This is a genomic window from Dielma fastidiosa (assembly GCF_000313565.1).
GTDB classification, from domain to species: Bacteria; Bacillota_I; Bacilli_A; order Erysipelotrichales; family Erysipelotrichaceae; genus Dielma; species Dielma fastidiosa.
Genome location: NZ_HE578927.1, coordinates 332,223 through 349,909 on the forward strand (window position 1 = coordinate 332,223; position 17,687 = coordinate 349,909).

17 protein-coding genes are annotated in these 17,687 nt (G+C 37.3%); 4 read left to right on the forward strand and 13 right to left on the reverse strand.

Annotated features, from left to right (window positions below; genetic code table 11):
• Positions 1-198 precede the first annotated feature (198 nt).
• Positions 199-675, forward strand: coding sequence for a PTS sugar transporter subunit IIA (locus tag DAHG_RS11490; RefSeq protein ID WP_026880956.1), 477 nt, complete (start codon positions 199-201; stop codon positions 673-675).
• Between the two features lie 50 nt (positions 676-725).
• Complete coding sequence (locus DAHG_RS11495) at positions 726-2,426, forward strand: gluzincin family metallopeptidase (RefSeq protein WP_022938504.1); 1,701 nt, start codon at positions 726-728, stop codon at positions 2,424-2,426.
• Between the two features lie 106 nt (positions 2,427-2,532).
• Here DAHG_RS11495 and DAHG_RS11505 read toward each other — a convergent pair whose 3' ends face one another.
• The 7 genes from DAHG_RS11505 to DAHG_RS11535 form a co-directional block, all read right to left on the reverse strand.
• A complete protein-coding gene (locus DAHG_RS11505) occupies positions 2,533-2,889 on the reverse strand; it encodes a DUF6054 family protein (RefSeq protein ID WP_022938506.1) in 357 nt (118 codons plus the stop codon).
• Between the two features lie 24 nt (positions 2,890-2,913).
• On the reverse strand, positions 2,914-3,615 hold the full coding sequence (locus DAHG_RS11510) for an alpha/beta hydrolase (protein ID WP_022938507.1): 702 nt from the start codon (positions 3,613-3,615) through the stop codon (positions 2,914-2,916).
• 96 nt (positions 3,616-3,711) lie between these two features.
• Positions 3,712-4,620, reverse strand: a complete 909-nt coding sequence (gene murQ, locus DAHG_RS11515; RefSeq protein WP_022938508.1) for an N-acetylmuramic acid 6-phosphate etherase — start codon at positions 4,618-4,620, stop codon at positions 3,712-3,714.
• Positions 4,601-5,326, reverse strand: coding sequence for an N-acetylmannosamine-6-phosphate 2-epimerase (locus DAHG_RS11520; RefSeq protein ID WP_022938509.1), 726 nt, complete (start codon positions 5,324-5,326; stop codon positions 4,601-4,603). Before DAHG_RS11520 ends, murQ begins: the two co-directional genes overlap by 20 nt.
• Entirely contained in the window at positions 5,327-6,916 is a 1,590-nt protein-coding gene (locus DAHG_RS11525; RefSeq protein ID WP_022938510.1) for a PTS system mannose/fructose/sorbose family transporter subunit IID, read from the reverse strand.
• A 16-nt stretch (positions 6,917-6,932) separates the two neighbouring features.
• On the reverse strand, positions 6,933-7,397 hold the full coding sequence (locus DAHG_RS11530; protein WP_022938511.1) for a PTS system mannose/fructose/N-acetylgalactosamine-transporter subunit IIB: 465 nt from the start codon (positions 7,395-7,397) through the stop codon (positions 6,933-6,935).
• Positions 7,398-7,489: 92 nt separating this feature from the next.
• Complete coding sequence (locus DAHG_RS11535; protein WP_022938512.1) at positions 7,490-8,326, reverse strand: MurR/RpiR family transcriptional regulator; 837 nt, start codon at positions 8,324-8,326, stop codon at positions 7,490-7,492.
• A 158-nt stretch (positions 8,327-8,484) separates the two neighbouring features.
• On the opposite strand from DAHG_RS11535, the gene DAHG_RS11540 reads away from it, so the two are divergent.
• Positions 8,485-9,465, forward strand: a complete 981-nt coding sequence (locus DAHG_RS11540) for an Abi family protein (protein WP_022938513.1) — start codon at positions 8,485-8,487, stop codon at positions 9,463-9,465.
• 244 nt (positions 9,466-9,709) lie between these two features.
• Positions 9,710-10,720 carry an adenosine deaminase gene (add, locus tag DAHG_RS11545; RefSeq protein ID WP_022938514.1) on the forward strand — a complete coding sequence of 337 codons (1,011 nt, stop codon included), beginning with the start codon at positions 9,710-9,712 and terminating at the stop codon, positions 10,718-10,720.
• A gap of 135 nt (positions 10,721-10,855) precedes the next feature.
• On the opposite strand, the gene DAHG_RS11550 is transcribed toward add, so the two are convergent.
• From DAHG_RS11550 to DAHG_RS19475, 6 genes are all read right to left on the reverse strand, one after another.
• Positions 10,856-11,677 carry a hypothetical protein gene (locus tag DAHG_RS11550; RefSeq protein WP_022938515.1) on the reverse strand — a complete coding sequence of 274 codons (822 nt, stop codon included), beginning with the start codon at positions 11,675-11,677 and terminating at the stop codon, positions 10,856-10,858.
• Positions 11,678-12,479: 802 nt separating this feature from the next.
• Complete coding sequence (locus DAHG_RS11555; RefSeq protein ID WP_022938516.1) at positions 12,480-13,643, reverse strand: hypothetical protein; 1,164 nt, start codon at positions 13,641-13,643, stop codon at positions 12,480-12,482.
• A 190-nt stretch (positions 13,644-13,833) separates the two neighbouring features.
• Positions 13,834-14,817 (reverse strand): ATP-binding protein, encoded by a 984-nt coding sequence (locus DAHG_RS19470; protein WP_022938517.1) that lies wholly within the window; start codon positions 14,815-14,817, stop codon positions 13,834-13,836.
• Between the two features lie 951 nt (positions 14,818-15,768).
• Positions 15,769-16,029, reverse strand: coding sequence for a hypothetical protein (locus tag DAHG_RS11570; RefSeq protein WP_022938519.1), 261 nt, complete (start codon positions 16,027-16,029; stop codon positions 15,769-15,771).
• 346 nt (positions 16,030-16,375) lie between these two features.
• Entirely contained in the window at positions 16,376-16,816 is a 441-nt protein-coding gene (locus tag DAHG_RS11575; RefSeq protein WP_022938520.1) for a hypothetical protein, read from the reverse strand.
• 243 nt (positions 16,817-17,059) lie between these two features.
• Positions 17,060-17,687 (reverse strand): transketolase family protein (locus DAHG_RS19475; RefSeq protein ID WP_022938502.1); only part of this gene is annotated, 628 nt, incomplete at its 5' end.

The window sequence follows — 17,687 nt, forward strand, 5'->3', positions numbered from 1 at the left end:
ACCTATTACCTCCGTCTGCCAGTATTATATCATTTACTAAGCATGAGTTAAATGATAAAGCTGTTTAATTTTTGTTTTATCACACAACAAATTTCGTTCTTTTATGCAATTCATTTAATTTATCCTTTTAATAATCATTCTTTATTTTATAATAAAAATGGTATAATAATAGATATTGGGAAGAAAGGAAACAATTATATGAAATTCAATCTATTTAAAAAAGCAAAAACATCCGTATTGACATGCGCTGATGGTAAAGTAGTACCAATCACAGAAGTGAGCGATCCAGTCTTCGCCCAGAAAATGATGGGTGATGGATTCGCCGTCATACCGACAGGTAATACGATTTATTCACCAGTGAGCGGAAAGATCAGCATGATCTTTGATACAAACCATGCCTTTGGTCTAACAATGTCAAATGGTCTTGAGGTATTAGTCCACATCGGCATTGATACCGTCAACGAAAAAGGCGAAGGCTTTAAACGTCTGGCAGCAATTAATGATACGGTTAAAGCCGGTGATCCGATTATTGGTATTGATCTAGAAGCCTTAAAAGCTAAAGGTTATGACATGGCTGTGATGGTTATTTTCACCAATGATAAATATTCTGAGCTAACCCTCATGGAAGGTGACCACCAAGCTAAAGAAGAAGCTGCAACTATCCAGCTTGCCTAATTATCAGCCAGTCTTAAATGACTTGCAGCAGGCATAAGAAAGGGAAACTCATGAACTTAAAAAAAGGATTTATTACCGCATTAAGTCTCAGCCTCATGCTATTGAGCGGCTGTCAGTCAGCTCCTGCTCCAACAGCGCCGCCAGAGCCCATCATCGACAGTGAATCAGTCTCCTTCCGCTTTAATGATTTTACTTACGAAAGACCTGATTTAGATGCTATCAACTCCCTGCTTGATCAAGGCTTAGCGCTGTGTGCACAAACCGGCAAAGAACAGGAGCTGCTTGCCCTTTACGATGAAATCATGGCTAAATGCAAAGAATTAGAAGTTATGGATACATTGGCCAGCATTAGAAGTGATATGGATCTCAGTGATGAATATTATGAGGGTGAAGTCAATACGCTTGATAATTTCTATACAAAATTTGATAACCGCATGAATACCCTCACCGGCGAAATCCTTGCATCAGAGTATAAAGATGCCTTTACCAAACGCTGGGGTGAAGAATTCATTAAACGTTATGAGATTAACAGCAAATTAAATTCACCGGCAATTGAAGCGCTGTCTGAAAAAGAAACAGAGCTGATTCAGCAGTACAGCAAAGCGTTGGTTGCGGATTATACAACTGAATATAAAGGTAAAACAGTAGGCCTTAATGATCTTGACTTTACAGATTCCAATGTCAGTGAACCTTACTATGCAATCTATGAACAGAAAAACAAGGTTCTTGGTGAGCTATACCGCGAATTGATTCAGGTGCGCATGGAAATTGCCCATACGCTTGGTTATGAAAGCTATACCGATTATGCTTATGATCTTTTAGGCCGTGATTTCACAAAAGAAGATGCTGCCGCTTTTGCCGATAAAGTAAAAGCCTCATTATCAAATTTATATGCCACTATTGATGATCAATATTATTATGACATCAGTGACGCGAAAGCGGATATTACCGTTATGATTGAAGACAGCATTCCTTATCTTTATGAACGTCTGCAGGCAGAGTTTCCAAAGGAAATGCAGGAAGCTTTAAATTTCATGCTGGCATCTAATACTTATATTCTTGATAATCAGCCTTCAATGATGCAGGCGGGTTATTCAACCATATTAAATGGATATGGCCCTTACATGTTTATTAATACTTCAGCATATCGTGACGCTTCAACGCTCTTTCATGAATTCGGTCATTACAACAATTTCTATCTGATGCATGAATCAATATGGAATGATGGCAATAATCTTGATCTTGCGGAGGTTCATTCACAGGGCTTAGAAGTATTGATGATGGAAAGCTATGAAGAAATGTATGGCAAAAATGCTGAACTGATGAAAATCGATTTACTTCAAAATCTGGTTAATTCTGTACTTCAGGGCTGTGTTGAAGATGAATTTCAGCAGCGTGTTTATGAAAATCCTGACATGACCCTTGATGAAATCAATCAGCTGCATGGTGATCTTTATGAACAATATTATGGTTATCCAGTCTATTATGAATGGATTGAAATCCATCATCATTTTGAAACACCTTTTTATTATATCAGTTATGCGACCTCGGCAATCAGCGCTCTTGAAATCTGGCGTGATGCTGTCATTGACCGCAGCAAAGCTTTAGATACTTATCAGAAGCTTTCTCACTTCACTTTAAATGTTGATTATCTTGATGCCCTGTCACAAGCCGGCATGAGTAATCCTTTCAGCAGTGATATTGTCGATGAAATTGCCGATACCTTAGCTAAAGAAATAAAGCTTAAATAAAAGAAAAGGATATCCGAATCATTGGGTATCCTTTCTTGTTTGCTTCTGTTTATTCTCATCCTTTGGCAATACCGGCGGTTTTTTTATTTTTACCGGCTGAATTGGTTTAATAATTTTTTTCATATAATTTTTTATAATCCTCAACCGCATTTTTCAGCTTATAAAGGAAATTCTCCTCTCCCACGGTATTAAATTTAAACAATACACCCTGACTGCCGCCTGCCGTAATTCCGGCAATCTGCAGCTCATTGCCGATACCCACTACGGTTACATTCATACTGACTCGATTAGAACCAAAAGCGCTGTATCGCTCAAAAACCTGTACCTTGCAGCGCATATTGGGACAGATAAATTCATGGCTGTCCTCTTTACTGGCAGACAGACTGCTGCCGGCAATTGCTCTCGCAAGATAATCATTAAACTCATCGAAATCGCCATGAATCATTACCGCATACTTTGCCATTAAATCCCTCCTTTTATTCTATTATTAAAGCATCTCAGACAGCCAATCAGCCGCCTTTTGCAGCTGTTTTGGCGTATGAAAGAAATGTTCTCCTTCGGCATAAATAGTCAATTTCCCAGGAAATTTTTGGTGAAATGACAGAATATCTGCTTTATTGACAAGATAATCATGCCCAGCATAAAGAATCATTGTGGGATGCGGCCAAGTATGAATTGGATGCTCATTCACATATGTATAAACATCCCAATATAATGTCTGCCCGTTATCCAACGGAATGATTTGACGCTGTTTTAAATTATCGCTGTCAACGCCGGCGGCCTGCATCATATCAGCAAGCAGATGCTGCATATTTACTACCGGTGACAGAAATAAAGCCTGTTTCAGCGCTTCATCAGGATAGGCGAGCAAGGAAAAATAAGCACCTAAGCTCACCGCGAAAAGCTGAAGCTGCTGCCAGTGTGTTTGGACATAAGCCATGATTTCCTTTAGTTCAGCTGCACAATCCTGCGGCTTACATAAAGCATCACTTCCTTGGCGTTCACCATGTTGAGGTAAATCAAAGCTTAATACCTGCCAGCCCTTGCTGCCTGCCGCTGCTGCTAATATTTCAATGATGCGATCCTCTTTGTGTGACATACTGCCATGAACTGCCAGTACACAGAATTCACTTGCTTCACCCCAGATTATTGACGGTATCCCCTTAATTTTAATTTTTTGTTTTTTCATCGCTTACTCCTATGTAATTACTTTACCATATTAATATAATGATATGCAAATTACAAATTCAACATAAAAGAGGAGATCTGATGATCTCCCCTTGTTTTATTTCTGCAGCTGATGCAGTAATTCAGAGATATTGCCGCCATTTTCAGCCAGCAATTTTTGGCATTCATCCAATGACAGACCTGACAATTCCATACAGATTGCCGCCTTTACATCATGATTGCTTGTCTCAATCAATGTTTCGGCACGGGAATAGTCGCAGCCGGTAGCCAGCATTAAGATGCGTTTTGAACGTTCAATTAATTTAGCATTTGTTGGCTGAATATCCACCATCAGATTATTAAACACCTTGCCAAGCCGAATCATTGTACCTGTCGATATCATATTCAGCACCATTTTCTGCGCGGTACCGGCTTTCATTCTTGTTGAGCCAGTAACCACCTCAGGGCCGGTTTCAACATCAATCGCTGTTTTGGCAATTTTGCCGATTTCACTGTTTTTAACACAGCTGATCGATCCTGTATAAGCATTGATGGAATTGGCATATTCAAGACCGGCGGCTACATAAGGGGTACGGCCGCTGGCAGCTAGACCAATAACAACGTCTTTCTCACATAGATTGATGCTTTTAAGATCCTCAATGCCGGCTTCGCGGTCATCTTCCGCATTTTCCTTAGATTTGAATATTGCCTCAAGGCCGCCGGCAATCAGTCCCTGTACCAATTGATCACTGACACCATAGGTTGGCGGACACTCACTGGCATCAAGAATGCCTAAGCGGCCGCTGGTACCGGCACCTGTATAGAGAATACGGCCGCCCTTTGATAACCGCTCAGCACAGGCATCAACAAGTTCAGCAATCGATGCCAGCTCCTTTTCAACCGCTAAAGCAATCTTTTTATCTTCATTATTGATCGCCTTTACGATCTCATAGCTATTCATCCGATCAATGGACATCGTATCGGGATTTTGCTGCTCCGTCATCAGCTTATCTAACTGTATCTTCATAATGCTCTCCTTCATGATATTTGGCAATACTGTCAACATAACGTTTGGTTATAATTTCCGGACGGGTGATTGATGTCCCTACAACTACCGCAAACGCACCGGCTGCCAGCGTCTGTACAGCTTCATCTTCGGTTTTAATCTTGCCCTCCGCAATGATTGGAATATCGGTAATGGCATGAATATCCTTAATTAACTCAAGATTCACCGATTTAACATCTTCACTTTCTTTAGTATAACCGCTCAGTGTCGTCGATATAAAATCAAAGCCCATATCCAAGATATTCTTTGCCTCATCCAGCGTTGAAATTTCACCCATTACTAACGCGTTGGGATAATGCTCACGAATCTGTTTCAAAATACTGGCCGCTGTTTCACCATTAGGGCGCAGGCGATCCGTCGCATCCATCGCCAAGACGTCAACCCCGGCATCAAGAATTGCTTTCGCATGCGCATAGGTTGGTGTAAGATAGACCGGATAACCGGTTATCCATTCTTTATTCAAGCCAATCAGCGGCAGATCCACTTTCTTTTTGATTGCCAAGATGCTGTCAACACCATTCGCCCGAATACCTGCAGCACCGCCCTCAGCCGCCGCCGCCGCAAAACAAGCCATGATTTCCGCCCCATACATTGCCCAGCCGACACGGGCCTGACACGATACGATCAATCGTCCTTTAATTTGTTTTAATAATGCTTCTTTTTCCATTTAGAATAAACCTATCGCCTTTCCCACAATACCCAATACAAAACTTAATACTACACAAATATACATGCCTTTTTTATTCTTATTTAAAATCGTATAGAAACCAAGTACCAGCAATAATGGCAGCAATGATGGAATCAGTGAATCTATTAAACTCTGTACGATAATTTCCTTTTCACCAAATGTCCATGCATAAGCTACATTCAGCTTAACAAAGCCGTTGATCATTGCGCCGACAACCATCATACCAACAATGGTAGAGCCTTCTACAAAGCTGTCCAGCAGACTGCTTTGTTTCATCTTGCTGACAATATTAGTTCCCAGCTTATGACCATATTTAATGAAATACCAGCGGGATAACACATTCAGCAAAACATTAGGTACAATAAAGAGAATTGGACCAAAAGCATTGCCGTCTAATGCCAGCCCGGCACCGATAGCCGCAAAGATTGTCATAAAGGTTGCTTTGAAGATTGAATCACCGATACCGGAGAGCGGGCCCATCAATGCCGCCTTTGTTGATGAAATAGCTTCCGCGCTGATTGGTTTGCCCATTGCCCGCTGTTCTTCTAAAGCCAATGTCACACCTAATACGGCATTTCCTGTATATGGATGACAGTTAAAGAATTCATTCTGACGCAGCAAGGCAGCCTTTAGCTCATCAGGATCTGTATATAATTTCTTTAATGCTGGAATCATGGCATAACAGAATCCAAGACTGCAGTAACGTTCATAGTTGATACTCGTCATTGAGAAGAATGAACGGAAGAAGGTCTGTTTCAATTCTTTATCAGTCAGCAAGCCGGCTTCATTTTCAACAGGCATTACTTCCTCATCATCAAAACCAAATTCATCATTTTGCTTGCTGTCCCTGCGCATGATGTAGATTGCTGCCGCAACGCCAAAGGCAATTAATGATATTGCTAAAACATTCAAGCCAAGATAAATCGCTAATACAAAGCCAATCATGAAGAATGGCCAATATTTCTTCATATTCATCATTTTCAGCAGCATAGCCATACCTACTGCCGGCAGAATACCGGAAGCTATCTTCAAGCCATCAGTCAATAACGGCGGCATCGCATTAACAACATTGTTTACAAAATCCGAACCAAAATGAATTGCCAGGAAGGTTGGAATGAAGAATACGAAGAAGAAAATTACCAGCCCTGAAAGATGTGTGAGTTCAACCTGTCTGATATTGCCGTCCGCCAGATACTTATCCGCTCTGTGCATCAGCAGTATATTAATATTCCAAGCAAACATAATCAACAACTGAGCCAATAAACCAATCGGCAGCGCCAAGGCAATACCAACCTCCGGATTACCGCCGTTGGTAATCGCGAATACCGTAGACAGCATACCGGCAATCTGCGCATTAGGCGGAACACTGCCGCCGATCGGCAGGATACCCATATACATCAATTCAACACTGCCGCCGACAATTAAACCGGTTGGCAGATCGCCCATTATCAAACCAATTATCGGCCCTGCAAAGATCGGTCTGGAAATCATCCAATAACCATAACCATAATTTTCAGTAATAATAAGTGCAATAAAAACACTCAGCAACAATGCTGTTGTAATTCCCATTATAAATTACCCCTTTCTAAAGTAATGACATTAAATCCTGTGATGTGTCTGAAGGTGTAGCTCTTACTTCCAGCTTAACATTCAATGCATGCAATTGCTTAAATACATCAATCATCGCATCATCAACATAGACTGTTTTACTGATCTGTGAGCGTCCCTCCGCAAAATAAATACCCCCTACATTAATCTCTGGAATCACGGCACCAAGCTTAATCATTTCTAAATATGTCGCGGGACTTTTCGCAACAATAAAGATTTTTTTATTTTGATACTTGGCTAAAAATTCAACCGCCTTCGCAATCGTCAGCACAAAGCAGCGCATGCTTTTAGGAGCCGCCATTTCAAGCAGCGATTTCTGAAATGCATCCTTGGCAATTTCATCATCGACAGCTAAAATAGCATCGCTTTTATAAGCTACCGGCCACGCATAGGCTACCTGTCCGTGAATCATTCTTTCATCAATTCTGGCAACTGTTATCATCTTTCTGCCTCCTTGCTATCATCTTAAAATATACGAAATATAATGTCAATTAATTATATGCAATATGAAATGTAATTTCATATTATGAAATATTAACCGCCGATTCTGGTCTTATTAATCATTTCTGCAGCCCGCTCATAATCAGCGCGGCAGTAAAGAGCATAAAGCAGATCCACAATATAAAGCGATGAAATGCGTGATGACATCGCACCGCTTCTAAAAATTGTTTCCTTGCTGCTGACTGTCAGATTATAATCAGATGCTTTGGATAATGAGCTGCCGATGCTGCATGTAACAGCAACTACCTTGATTCCCTTCTGACGCAAAATCTTAGCGATTTCCACCATTTCCTTGGTTTCCCCTGAATAAGAGAAGATAATCCCTAAATGGTCAGCATCAGCATTGACCGCCTGCACATACTGCCGGTCATACAGCGCATAGTTAGCGATATTCTTACCTACCCGCATGAATTTATATGTGGCATCCAATGCGACAACATGGGAAGAACCAACACCAAAGAAATCGAGAATGTAAGCCTTTCTGATTAATTCCACTACCTCATGCAGCTGATGAATATCAACAAGCACTCGGGTTTCCTCAATCGATTTTAAATCAATGTTTGTAATTTTATCGATGATTTCATGCTCAGTGTCATTTTTATTAATCGTTGTGGTATCTAATATCTCTAGATTCATATTATCAAACACTTCATTTTCCTTTGCGATCAAAAGCTTCAGCTTATTAAAACCGCCAACCCCGATGCGCTTGCATAAACGAACAACCGTAGCGCTTGATGTGTAAGTCTCCTGAGCAATTTCAGCTGTTGTCATTTCCAGTACCCGCTTAGGATATTTTAATATAAAATTTTTAACTTCCTGTTCAGCTTCCGGTAAATTTGCAAAATCTCTTAATTTAATTAATACGCTCATTATTTCACCTCTGCTTCAATCATACGAAATATCGTTTCATCAAGCAAGGATTTAATTATTAAACAGGATATAATCACAGAATTATAAATGATTTAGGTAAAAGTGCTATTTTTGCATATATAATGGTATAGGACTTTGATGAAGCATAGGAGAGTTCCATGGGTTATAAAACAATTAATGGTTTAATGCGACATTTACGCGATAATGAAATTCAAATCTCTGGAAGTATACAAAAACGACAATTAATGAATACAGGGTATTTTCATGGCTATAAAGGCTATCGTTTTTTTAAGTGTGCACAGAATTTATTGCCCTTCACAACATACAAAGAAGTATATGCTACGATTCAATATGATTCAGCTTTAAAAGCATTGTTTTATGGAAAAATAATGTTTATAGAAACAGCTGTCAAAAACATTGTGCTGGAAAGTATTTTGGTTAATGCAAATTCAGAAAATATCCAGGATATGTTTGATAAACTTATAAGCGGTTACAATAATTCACCTTCATCATTCACCATAGATCAAAGGAAAAAACTCCAACAGAATAAATTAAATCTTCAAAAATCAATTCATGCAAATCTTGCTTATGCTTATAAAAGAGATAATCCGAAAATAACACATTTTTATAATAATTCGAGTTATACTGATGTTCCTGTATGGGGATTATTCGAGATAATGACAATGGGTGACTTAGGTCATGTTCTATCCTGCCTAACATATGAAGTTAGAGATGATATTTCCAAACGTCTTGGCCTCAATATTTCATGTGATACATATAGACAGTTAATTTATCAATACATCTATACGCTTAAAGATTTAAGGAATTCAATCGCCCACAACGCAGTATTATTTGATACAAGATTTCGCAGTATAGATCCCACTAATTCAATGAAACGATGTTTACAACTTGAAATCGGTCTGCCTTATATTAATTTCAAAGCTATTGACGATTATGTTATCCTTATGTGCTATTTTTTAAAATTACTGAAAGTATCAAAAGCAGAAATAAAAGCGTTCATAAGAAATTTTGAAAAAATAACCAATGACTATAAGAATTCGGTGAACATTAAGGTTACAGCAATAGTAATACGTCCTGATTTAAAAGAAAGAATGAATTTATTAGAAAATTTTCTTTAAAAATTTGTGGTATTATCTCCTCATAAGCTTGCTTTTTTTCCATTAGAACAGTATAATGTAAACATTAATTGGGGTATGTGTTTGCGGATGCATACTTGGGAGAGTCGGAGAAATCCGGCTCTTTCGCGTTATATTCCTATATAGATAGTTTCAATAAGCTATAATTGTTTAACCTTGTCTAAGCAAAGGCTGAATGGTATAGTAATTATATAGTTTAAATATTCAGTAAAGGAGATTAACTATTATGAATACAGCAAAAATTGATCTGCATCTGCATCTTGACGGTTCTTTAAATATGCATTGGGCTTGGCAGATAGCCGTAAAACGAGGTGTAGTAGCACCTGAATGCACCTTTGAACAATATTATGATCAAATGCACCGCACTAATTTTAAAACTCGTGAGGAAGGCTTTAAACGCTTTGATTTTCCAATCGCCGTACTGCAGACAAAGGAAGATTTGCGTGATGGTACCTATACATCAATCCGCGACTTAAACGATCAGGGATTGATTTATGCTGAAATACGTTTTGCCCCTCAGCAGCATATGCTTGAAGGATTGACACAGGCAGAAACAATTGAAGCTGTTCTTGAAGGCATTCATGCCGCTGAAAAAGATTTTCCTGACATTACCTGCGGCTTAATCTGCTGCATGATGCATAAGGGAGATTGCGCCGCATTTAATGAAAAGCTCAATTTTGATACAATTGACGCCACTGATATGTTTTATAAGCAGGGAGAGCGGATTGCCCTTGATTTGGCGGGTTATGAAAACACAGGGCCATTCATGGACTACGCGCCTTTGTTTGAAAAAGCAAGAGCCTTAAACATTCCCTATACAATTCACGCCGGTGAAATGGGTGAAGGCTCACATGTACCTGAAGCTATTAAAATGGGAGCATGGCGCATCGGTCACGGTATCAACTGTGTTCAGGATAAAGCATGGCTGAAAGAGCTGGCAGATAAACAGATTCCCACTGAAGTATGTGTTGGATCTAATGTAAAAGAGGAACGGAATTATGCCGCCCATCCAATTCGAGAGATGGCTAAGGCGGGAGTAAAAATTACCGTTAATACGGATAATATGAATTTCTCTAAAACAAGTTTAGCGAATGAACATAATCAATTAAGAGCCATTGGCTTTACAACTAATGATCTTATTCAATTCACATTAAACGCGGTCGATGCGGCATTCTGTGATGAAGCTACCAAGCATAAGCTGCGTGAAAAGCTGGCGGCTGAAGGGATTTCACGTTAATAAACATTGAAAAAGCAAGGATTTCAAACTTCCTTGCTTTTTATGAACCTATTTTTAAAGGTATTCCTTCTATTTTCCGGCATATTAACTCATAAAGCACTCATTTTCCAGCTTTCGATTTCTTGATATTTTCAATCAGAAAACAGGATTACTAATCATCAATAATAAAATAACTGCAAGGTTGACAAATGTAATTCCCATTTTATATTTTAATATTCCACTGCATTGTATGCCATGGCAAACAGTAAGAACAAATAAATAAACGAATGTCAAACTGCCAAAAATAGATTGGGCATTCATAAGCGTCATGAGACTTGCCCCATAAATAACCATAAAAATAAAATCTGATACCTGTTCATTATCTGATACCACTAATTGCTCCTTCTGCTGCTGATGATGCAGCAAGTAGAATCCAAGGATAAATTCAGCCGCCAATAAAGCCCCTATCAGATAAGGTATAAATGCAATTTGCTGATTACGGTTATAAGTTACCATCATAGCATTAAAATCCACTTTCACATAGTTATGCTTAGTATGTACTATTTCATCGGATACATAAAGGTTATGTTCACTATCCATTAAAAGCAGCTGTACTGTATCCGGCATTTTTGCGGGTATTGAAAATAAACAGCCATTTTCATTATGCTTACAAACATAACTAGAAGGTCTGCCCGTTTCCTCAATATAGGTATTCATCTGCATAGCCTTTAACCCTTGATATTCAAAATCCCTCATGATTGCCATATCATTTAATACCTCTTGGCTGGTATCTTTACTAGTGATAGTTGATGAAATCTCACCTTTAACAAGTGACTTGTCCACCAGCACATCTGCATAATACTCATCAGCGGTGTTCTCCACAAGCACCGTTAAAGAAGAATCTGTTGAGAAAGCAGCTGCCATCACGAATATAAAAATACTAATGCAAAGAATACTAATTCTGCTTATTTTTTTCACCCTATTGTCTCCTCAATATGATTATTTTTATCTAAAGCTCTATTGATTTAAATAAACAAAGCCTGATGCCCATAAATTATTTACCCAATCCTGATTATCCCAATCAAGAATAAATATAAATCGTCAGCTATTGGTTCATTTAATAAAAGGCCATGCTTATACAAGCGAATATTTACCATTACCATTATATCATTCATTTCATAATCAAGAGTAGCGTAATTGACACTCTTGCCAACTTGATATCCAAATAAAAGCATACTAAGTCCAATTTTTTAACCTTACCTGAATCAGCTTCGCAATGCTTTCTGCATAAGGTATTTCTTCAGTGTATACTAGCAGATCACCTAGTTCAATCACACGCACAAGGTTTATATCTTAAGTTTTATTAATTTATACAGCGATCTCATATGAATTACGTTCAAAACGATTTAGCGATTGAAGCGTATTCATATCATACTCATATTTAGCAAAGTATATCGCTTCCTTTGAACCGCCATTAAATCTAACATTTATCCATTTGTGAAGCACATGTTTCAAAAAGCTCTCGATAAAACTCAGCTACTTTTCCAATTTTAACTTCATTACTAAAAACAGCAGTCTCTAATGGATAATAACATTGGTATATTAATACGTCAAAAAAACAAAGGCTATTTTTAGGAGTTATTTTCTTATGTATGAAAGATAAAATAAAGTAATACTACTAAATAATGATTCAATCCCTATTAGTTATAAACGCATGAAAAGCAAGGAATATTGATTAGACCTTGCTTTTATATAAATACTGATTCTTAATTAATAAGTTTTATTTCCAATGAATTAAATAAAGAGATGGTACTTCAGCATTTTCATCATTATAACTTCCTTGATATATCAAATCGGTTTTATCATCTATACTATATACACCATTTATATAAGACGCTAGAGGTATACCTTCTATTTTCCGACATTTCAACTCATCAGTTTCAGCCCTGCACACCGGTGCATATTCAAATAGTCCATTATAGTAAAATTCTTGATCACTTATCTGATATGTCATACCTAATTCTGAAGTTAAGTCACTAATCAATGTACTTTCGCCAGTGTCTGTATTCAATCGATAGAATGAATTACGTATGATTTCGTTTTCATCATTAGTGTCATAAGTAGTGTAGTAGATACCATTAGTCAATGATACTACAAGCATTGGGCAAAGCGGTACTTCATAGCTCTCCACTGTATCACCAGCGAAAACTTGTATAAAATACTTACCTTCTTTTTGCATGACCCAACCCATTTGATGAGAACTATTTTTTTGTATTGGCGGTAAAATAATACCTTCAACATCTGCCTCTTTATCCAATCCCCAAGTGCGATTGGTCGCATAATCATAGACAATTTTAGCTTCACCATTATTTAACTCATACAAATTCCATACTGTATGGTCATAATCCACAGAATTTTCAAGTAATAAATAAAGTTTATCATTCAATTTTTGAAATCCGCGAATATTATATGTGCTTAATGTTAAGTTCTCTGTACCTTCGACAAGTTTACCTTCATAATTAACGTAACTTTCTACTCCACTATCTACATAATGCATTATTAACTCATATGCTTTCCCGTTATTGTCAGTAACCATATCCATCACTCTTATGTTACTTTCAGTATTAAATTCGACTTGGTTTAATTCACCGGTTAGCAAGTTATAATCATAAACGCTTTCAACAGGATATAAATTAGATATTGATTTATTAAGTATGTAAGCTCTAAATTGATAGTCTTTAATCTGGTAAAATAAAGTAATGTTCATCCAATCATTTGGTATTAACTCATCAGGCAGTTTTACTTCTTCAACAGTATAATTGTCCGTTAAACGATTTATTACCGGTGTTGGCTGAGCTGTTTCAGGTTCTGAAACAGTCTCAGACGTACAGGAAGTTAGCAAACACAAACAGGATACAATTAATAGCTTTTTTAATCTATTCATCAAGTACACCCCTTTCGTTATGCCTATGGCATATTTAATACTTGGATAAAAGGCACACAAACATAACACTTTTACTTATAAATGATATAACCCTTCCAATAACTTGATAATAACACAATCGAATGCTTATCACCATTTACTTTGTTTTGTAACAGGAGTGTTTTCAGCGACCAAATAGTTCCACAGTTTTCTATTCAAAAAGCTCTGACAGATCAGGTATATCAATAGGTGGAAGTTTAATATCCTCATTGTTTATAAACATTAGCATATAAATTGGATAATAAATGTAATTTCCCTTAACCTCTACATTGAAATTTGTGAAAATAAAAGCTTCATTTATTGAGTAATTTGAAATTTCCATAATATTGCTGAGGGCACTATGACGTTTATAATCCTTACCACTTTTGATTTCAATAGGCAGTACCCTTCCCTTATATTCAACAACAAAATATAATTCACCGAAACGCTTGCTGTTATAATAATATAACGTCAATCCATGAGCTTTCAATTCTTGTGCTGCAATATTTTCATAAACTGCACCAAAATTTATATCGGAATTATCTGATAAAAGCTGCGCCTTGGTCGCTTTCCCGTATAAAGTTGTAAGCATTCCCACATCCGATAAGAAGAATTTAAACAAACTTCTGTTTTCGTTAATTCTAAGAGGGATAGCAGGCTCATTAACATTGTACACGGGCAAAGCAACACCGGCACTCGATAACCAGATAAAATCTTCTGCACTTTTTTCATAGCGAAGGCCCTTTTTCATATCGGCAAAAATAAATCTTTTGTTTGATTTATTAAGCTCTGCTGGAATTAAATCATATATCTGTGTTAAATAGATACGCTTTTCTTCTGCTTCGTATTTTGTAAAGTCCTTCTTATACTGAGTAACAATATCTGCATGCTCCGACATCACATCTTCAAGGTTTTTTGTTTCACTGAATTTTTGCACAGCCGCAGGCATCCCACCGACATTCAAATAAGTATTGAATATCTGCATCATCCGATTATGCACAGCTTCATTTACAGGAGTCCGATTAAGGAAAGCTTTATGCAAGGATGCTTTAAGGGCAGCTGTAAAATTATAAATTTGAAAAAACTCCTCAAAGTCCATCGGATACATGGTCAATGTTTTTAAATAGCCAACTGGTGCAGAAGTAATATTCAACATAAACAATGCGCCTCCGCTATTATAAACGTAGTATGCCACAGTTTTAACATTTAAACAACCTCAAAAAATAGGATAATGACATTTTTCCAACCTTATAATTGATAAATTAGACATTTTTCCAACTTTTGTAGATAAACGACTTGTCAACAGTCCTATATCTTCCAGCTTCTGCAATGTTAGCCGATATGATATTTAAGTATTATAAACGCATAAGAAGCAGTACCATCATCGAAATGAATGACACTGCTTTATTAAATCTCTATATTATTTTACAATACTATTAGAGAAATAATCATACCGCAAACAAGCCCTCTTTGTAACAAAGCAAAAAAATGAGCTAGTTTTATTACTTCAAAACAGAATATCGACTATTTTTGAATCAATTTGACTGCCTTTTTCTTATACTAGCAACGTAAATTAGCACAAGAATTAAACACGTTATGATGATATAAATTATCAAATCCAACAATAATTCAGCCATTCAAAGCCATACTGATCCTTCTCTTATAATATAGAAGATTCAAAACAAACGGCATTTAATGACACCCTAAACAAAACTCACTATTTAGAATGAAACCTTTCATCCTCCGCCTTTTCAATACTCGTGATCCATGCATCCATATCTGTTAATTTATAAATATAAAAAAACAAGCCCAAAAATAAACAAAGAACAATTAATTGCACAATGAAAGGCAGATTAAGCACTTTACATATACCATCGCATATGCCGCTTAGCATCAAAACCAGAACCATAATCAAAACAAACCTTAATTTATGAATTTTTATCATGAAATTATTCTGGCAAGACTGACACTTGATTACATGATTAAATCTGCCTTTAATTTCATGCTGACATACAGGACATTTCATAATTTTCTCCCTTCACTACCCTTTTATCTGTAAATGCTTCACCAATTATCTCTTCACACACTTTCTGTCTTACAGCTGAAATTAAAAACAGAAAACATTAAGTAAGATAAGCAGAACAGCAGCAATAATAATAGTTATCAATAATTTCTTTTTATCACCTTTTATGTAGATTTTTTCTATAATGCTTATCAAAGCAAGACCCATCAAGATACTTAGTATTCGTGATAACAAATTCGTATGCGCACTAAAAAAGGAAACACTTACCGATTTTGACTGACACCCATTCAGCGATAAAAAGCACAATGCGTTAAAACCAATCGATAATATAGTTTTGATTCTCATTGTTTTTCCCCCTTGTATATTCTAATCATAACACAAGATTTACTTGTTAGCACTCGCCATCATGATAAATTCATAACTCTTCTGTTAAATAATCACTCACTGAATAGTTCCGGCAAATCAATCCTATCAACAGTTGGAAGTTTAATATTTCCATTGTTGAGAAGCATTAACATATAAATACGCTGTATGCCGCAGTTTTGTCATTTTCCAACATTTATAGTTAAACAGCAATGATAGGTCTTTAACCATATATTTACACTTATTCCATACTAAAACAGGCAGCTTACCCTTTCTATGGTTTGCTGCTTGTTTTTTTATTACGCTTAATTTTAAGCTGTTATCATTCTCAGTTTTGGTAATAATCAGTAATTGGATCAAACTCGATGAGTTCAAAAAATTGACTGATGACTTCTTTTTGTGATTTATCTAATACATTAATTTTACCACTTGTCTGATTATCAATAAAGACAAGATGTATTTCCTGTGGGCCATCTTTCTCCATATTCATATGCATATTCACCCGATAACTAACTTCTACCTGTTCATTCTTCATATACTTTAGCCAAATGTAATAATCAGAACGAATTGCCTGTTCCTCAATGTCAGCTGATTCCAGGAGTGCAAACAGATCAATCACACTCTGTGGGTCATCAATGCGGTTCATTAATTTATTATCTGAACTGATTAATTGAAAATAAGAGCTGCTCTCTGGTTTTGCCTGACAACCAGTGGATAAGAACAATACAAATAGCAGTAAAAGCTTTTTCAGAACCTTGTCGATTTTCATTGTTAATCTCCTTTAGTTTTTTACTTTCTTTTTCACTATAATTCATTCAAGGGCTGTTCTAACATATGCTAACTAGTAATTTAATTCATTGATTTCCATTCTTAAATAAGATAAGTCCCCTCTTTAATCTGATATTAACACATTTTATCAATATCAGCAATCCGCACTGTTTTGTAACAAGCCCCATTTATAAAGCTATTTGCTGCAAAAACAAAGGACTATCGATCGATAGTCCCATGGTAATTATAAAACTTCTTTAACTTTCTTAACGATTGCCGCTGCGTCTAAGCCATACTTTTCACACAGTGCCTTTGGTGTGCCGCTTTCGCCAAACGTATCCTGTACGCCCACCATTGCCATTTTCACCGGTGCCTGCTTCACTGCCACTTCTGCTACCGCGCTGCCTAAGCCGCCGACAACGTTATGTTCTTCACAGGTGATCAGCACATCATGGCTCTTCGCTAATTCAACGATCAGCTCTTCATCGATCGGTTTGATCGTATGAATATTTACAACCGTTGGCTCGATGCCTTCCTTGCTTAATTCTTCACTCGCTTTCAATGCTTCCTGCACCATCATGCCCGTCGCGATCAAGGCTACCTTGCTGCCTTTCTTTAAGACAACTCCCTTGCCCATCTCAAACTTATAGTTCTCATCAAATACATCTTCTACACCGCCGCGGCCCAGTCTTACATAACATGGCCCATCGATTTCCGCGATACCTTTGATGATCGCTTTTGTTTCTGCCGCGTCACATGGCTGGAACACCTTCATGCCCGGGATCGCGCGCATGATTGCTAAATCCTCGATGCACTGATGACTCGCGCCGTCTTCACCCACGGTCAATCCCGCATGTGTCGCGCACACTTTC

What these genes read in the sequence shown, in the direction of transcription:
- DAHG_RS11510 (WP_022938507.1), bottom strand. Translation starts at nt 3,615, where the DNA reads ATGAAAAAACAAAAAATTAAAATTAAGGGGATACCGTCAATAATCTGG.
- DAHG_RS19470 (WP_022938517.1), bottom strand. Translation starts at nt 14,817, where the DNA reads ATGTTGAATATTACTTCTGCACCAGTTGGCTATTTAAAAACATTGACC.
- add (WP_022938514.1), top strand. Translation starts at nt 9,710, where the DNA reads ATGAATACAGCAAAAATTGATCTGCATCTGCATCTTGACGGTTCTTTA.
- DAHG_RS11520 (WP_022938509.1), bottom strand. Translation starts at nt 5,326, where the DNA reads ATGGAAAAAGAAGCATTATTAAAACAAATTAAAGGACGATTGATCGTA.
- DAHG_RS11530 (WP_022938511.1), bottom strand. Translation starts at nt 7,397, where the DNA reads ATGATAACAGTTGCCAGAATTGATGAAAGAATGATTCACGGACAGGTA.
- DAHG_RS11490 (WP_026880956.1), top strand. Translation starts at nt 199, where the DNA reads ATGAAATTCAATCTATTTAAAAAAGCAAAAACATCCGTATTGACATGC.
- DAHG_RS11495 (WP_022938504.1), top strand. Translation starts at nt 726, where the DNA reads ATGAACTTAAAAAAAGGATTTATTACCGCATTAAGTCTCAGCCTCATG.
- DAHG_RS11525 (WP_022938510.1), bottom strand. Translation starts at nt 6,916, where the DNA reads ATGGGAATTACAACAGCATTGTTGCTGAGTGTTTTTATTGCACTTATT.
- DAHG_RS11505 (WP_022938506.1), bottom strand. Translation starts at nt 2,889, where the DNA reads ATGGCAAAGTATGCGGTAATGATTCATGGCGATTTCGATGAGTTTAAT.
- DAHG_RS11570 (WP_022938519.1), bottom strand. Translation starts at nt 16,029, where the DNA reads ATGAGAATCAAAACTATATTATCGATTGGTTTTAACGCATTGTGCTTT.
- DAHG_RS11555 (WP_022938516.1), bottom strand. Translation starts at nt 13,643, where the DNA reads ATGAATAGATTAAAAAAGCTATTAATTGTATCCTGTTTGTGTTTGCTA.
- DAHG_RS11535 (WP_022938512.1), bottom strand. Translation starts at nt 8,326, where the DNA reads ATGAGCGTATTAATTAAATTAAGAGATTTTGCAAATTTACCGGAAGCT.
- DAHG_RS11540 (WP_022938513.1), top strand. Translation starts at nt 8,485, where the DNA reads ATGGGTTATAAAACAATTAATGGTTTAATGCGACATTTACGCGATAAT.
- murQ (WP_022938508.1), bottom strand. Translation starts at nt 4,620, where the DNA reads ATGAAGATACAGTTAGATAAGCTGATGACGGAGCAGCAAAATCCCGAT.
- DAHG_RS11575 (WP_022938520.1), bottom strand. Translation starts at nt 16,816, where the DNA reads ATGAAAATCGACAAGGTTCTGAAAAAGCTTTTACTGCTATTTGTATTG.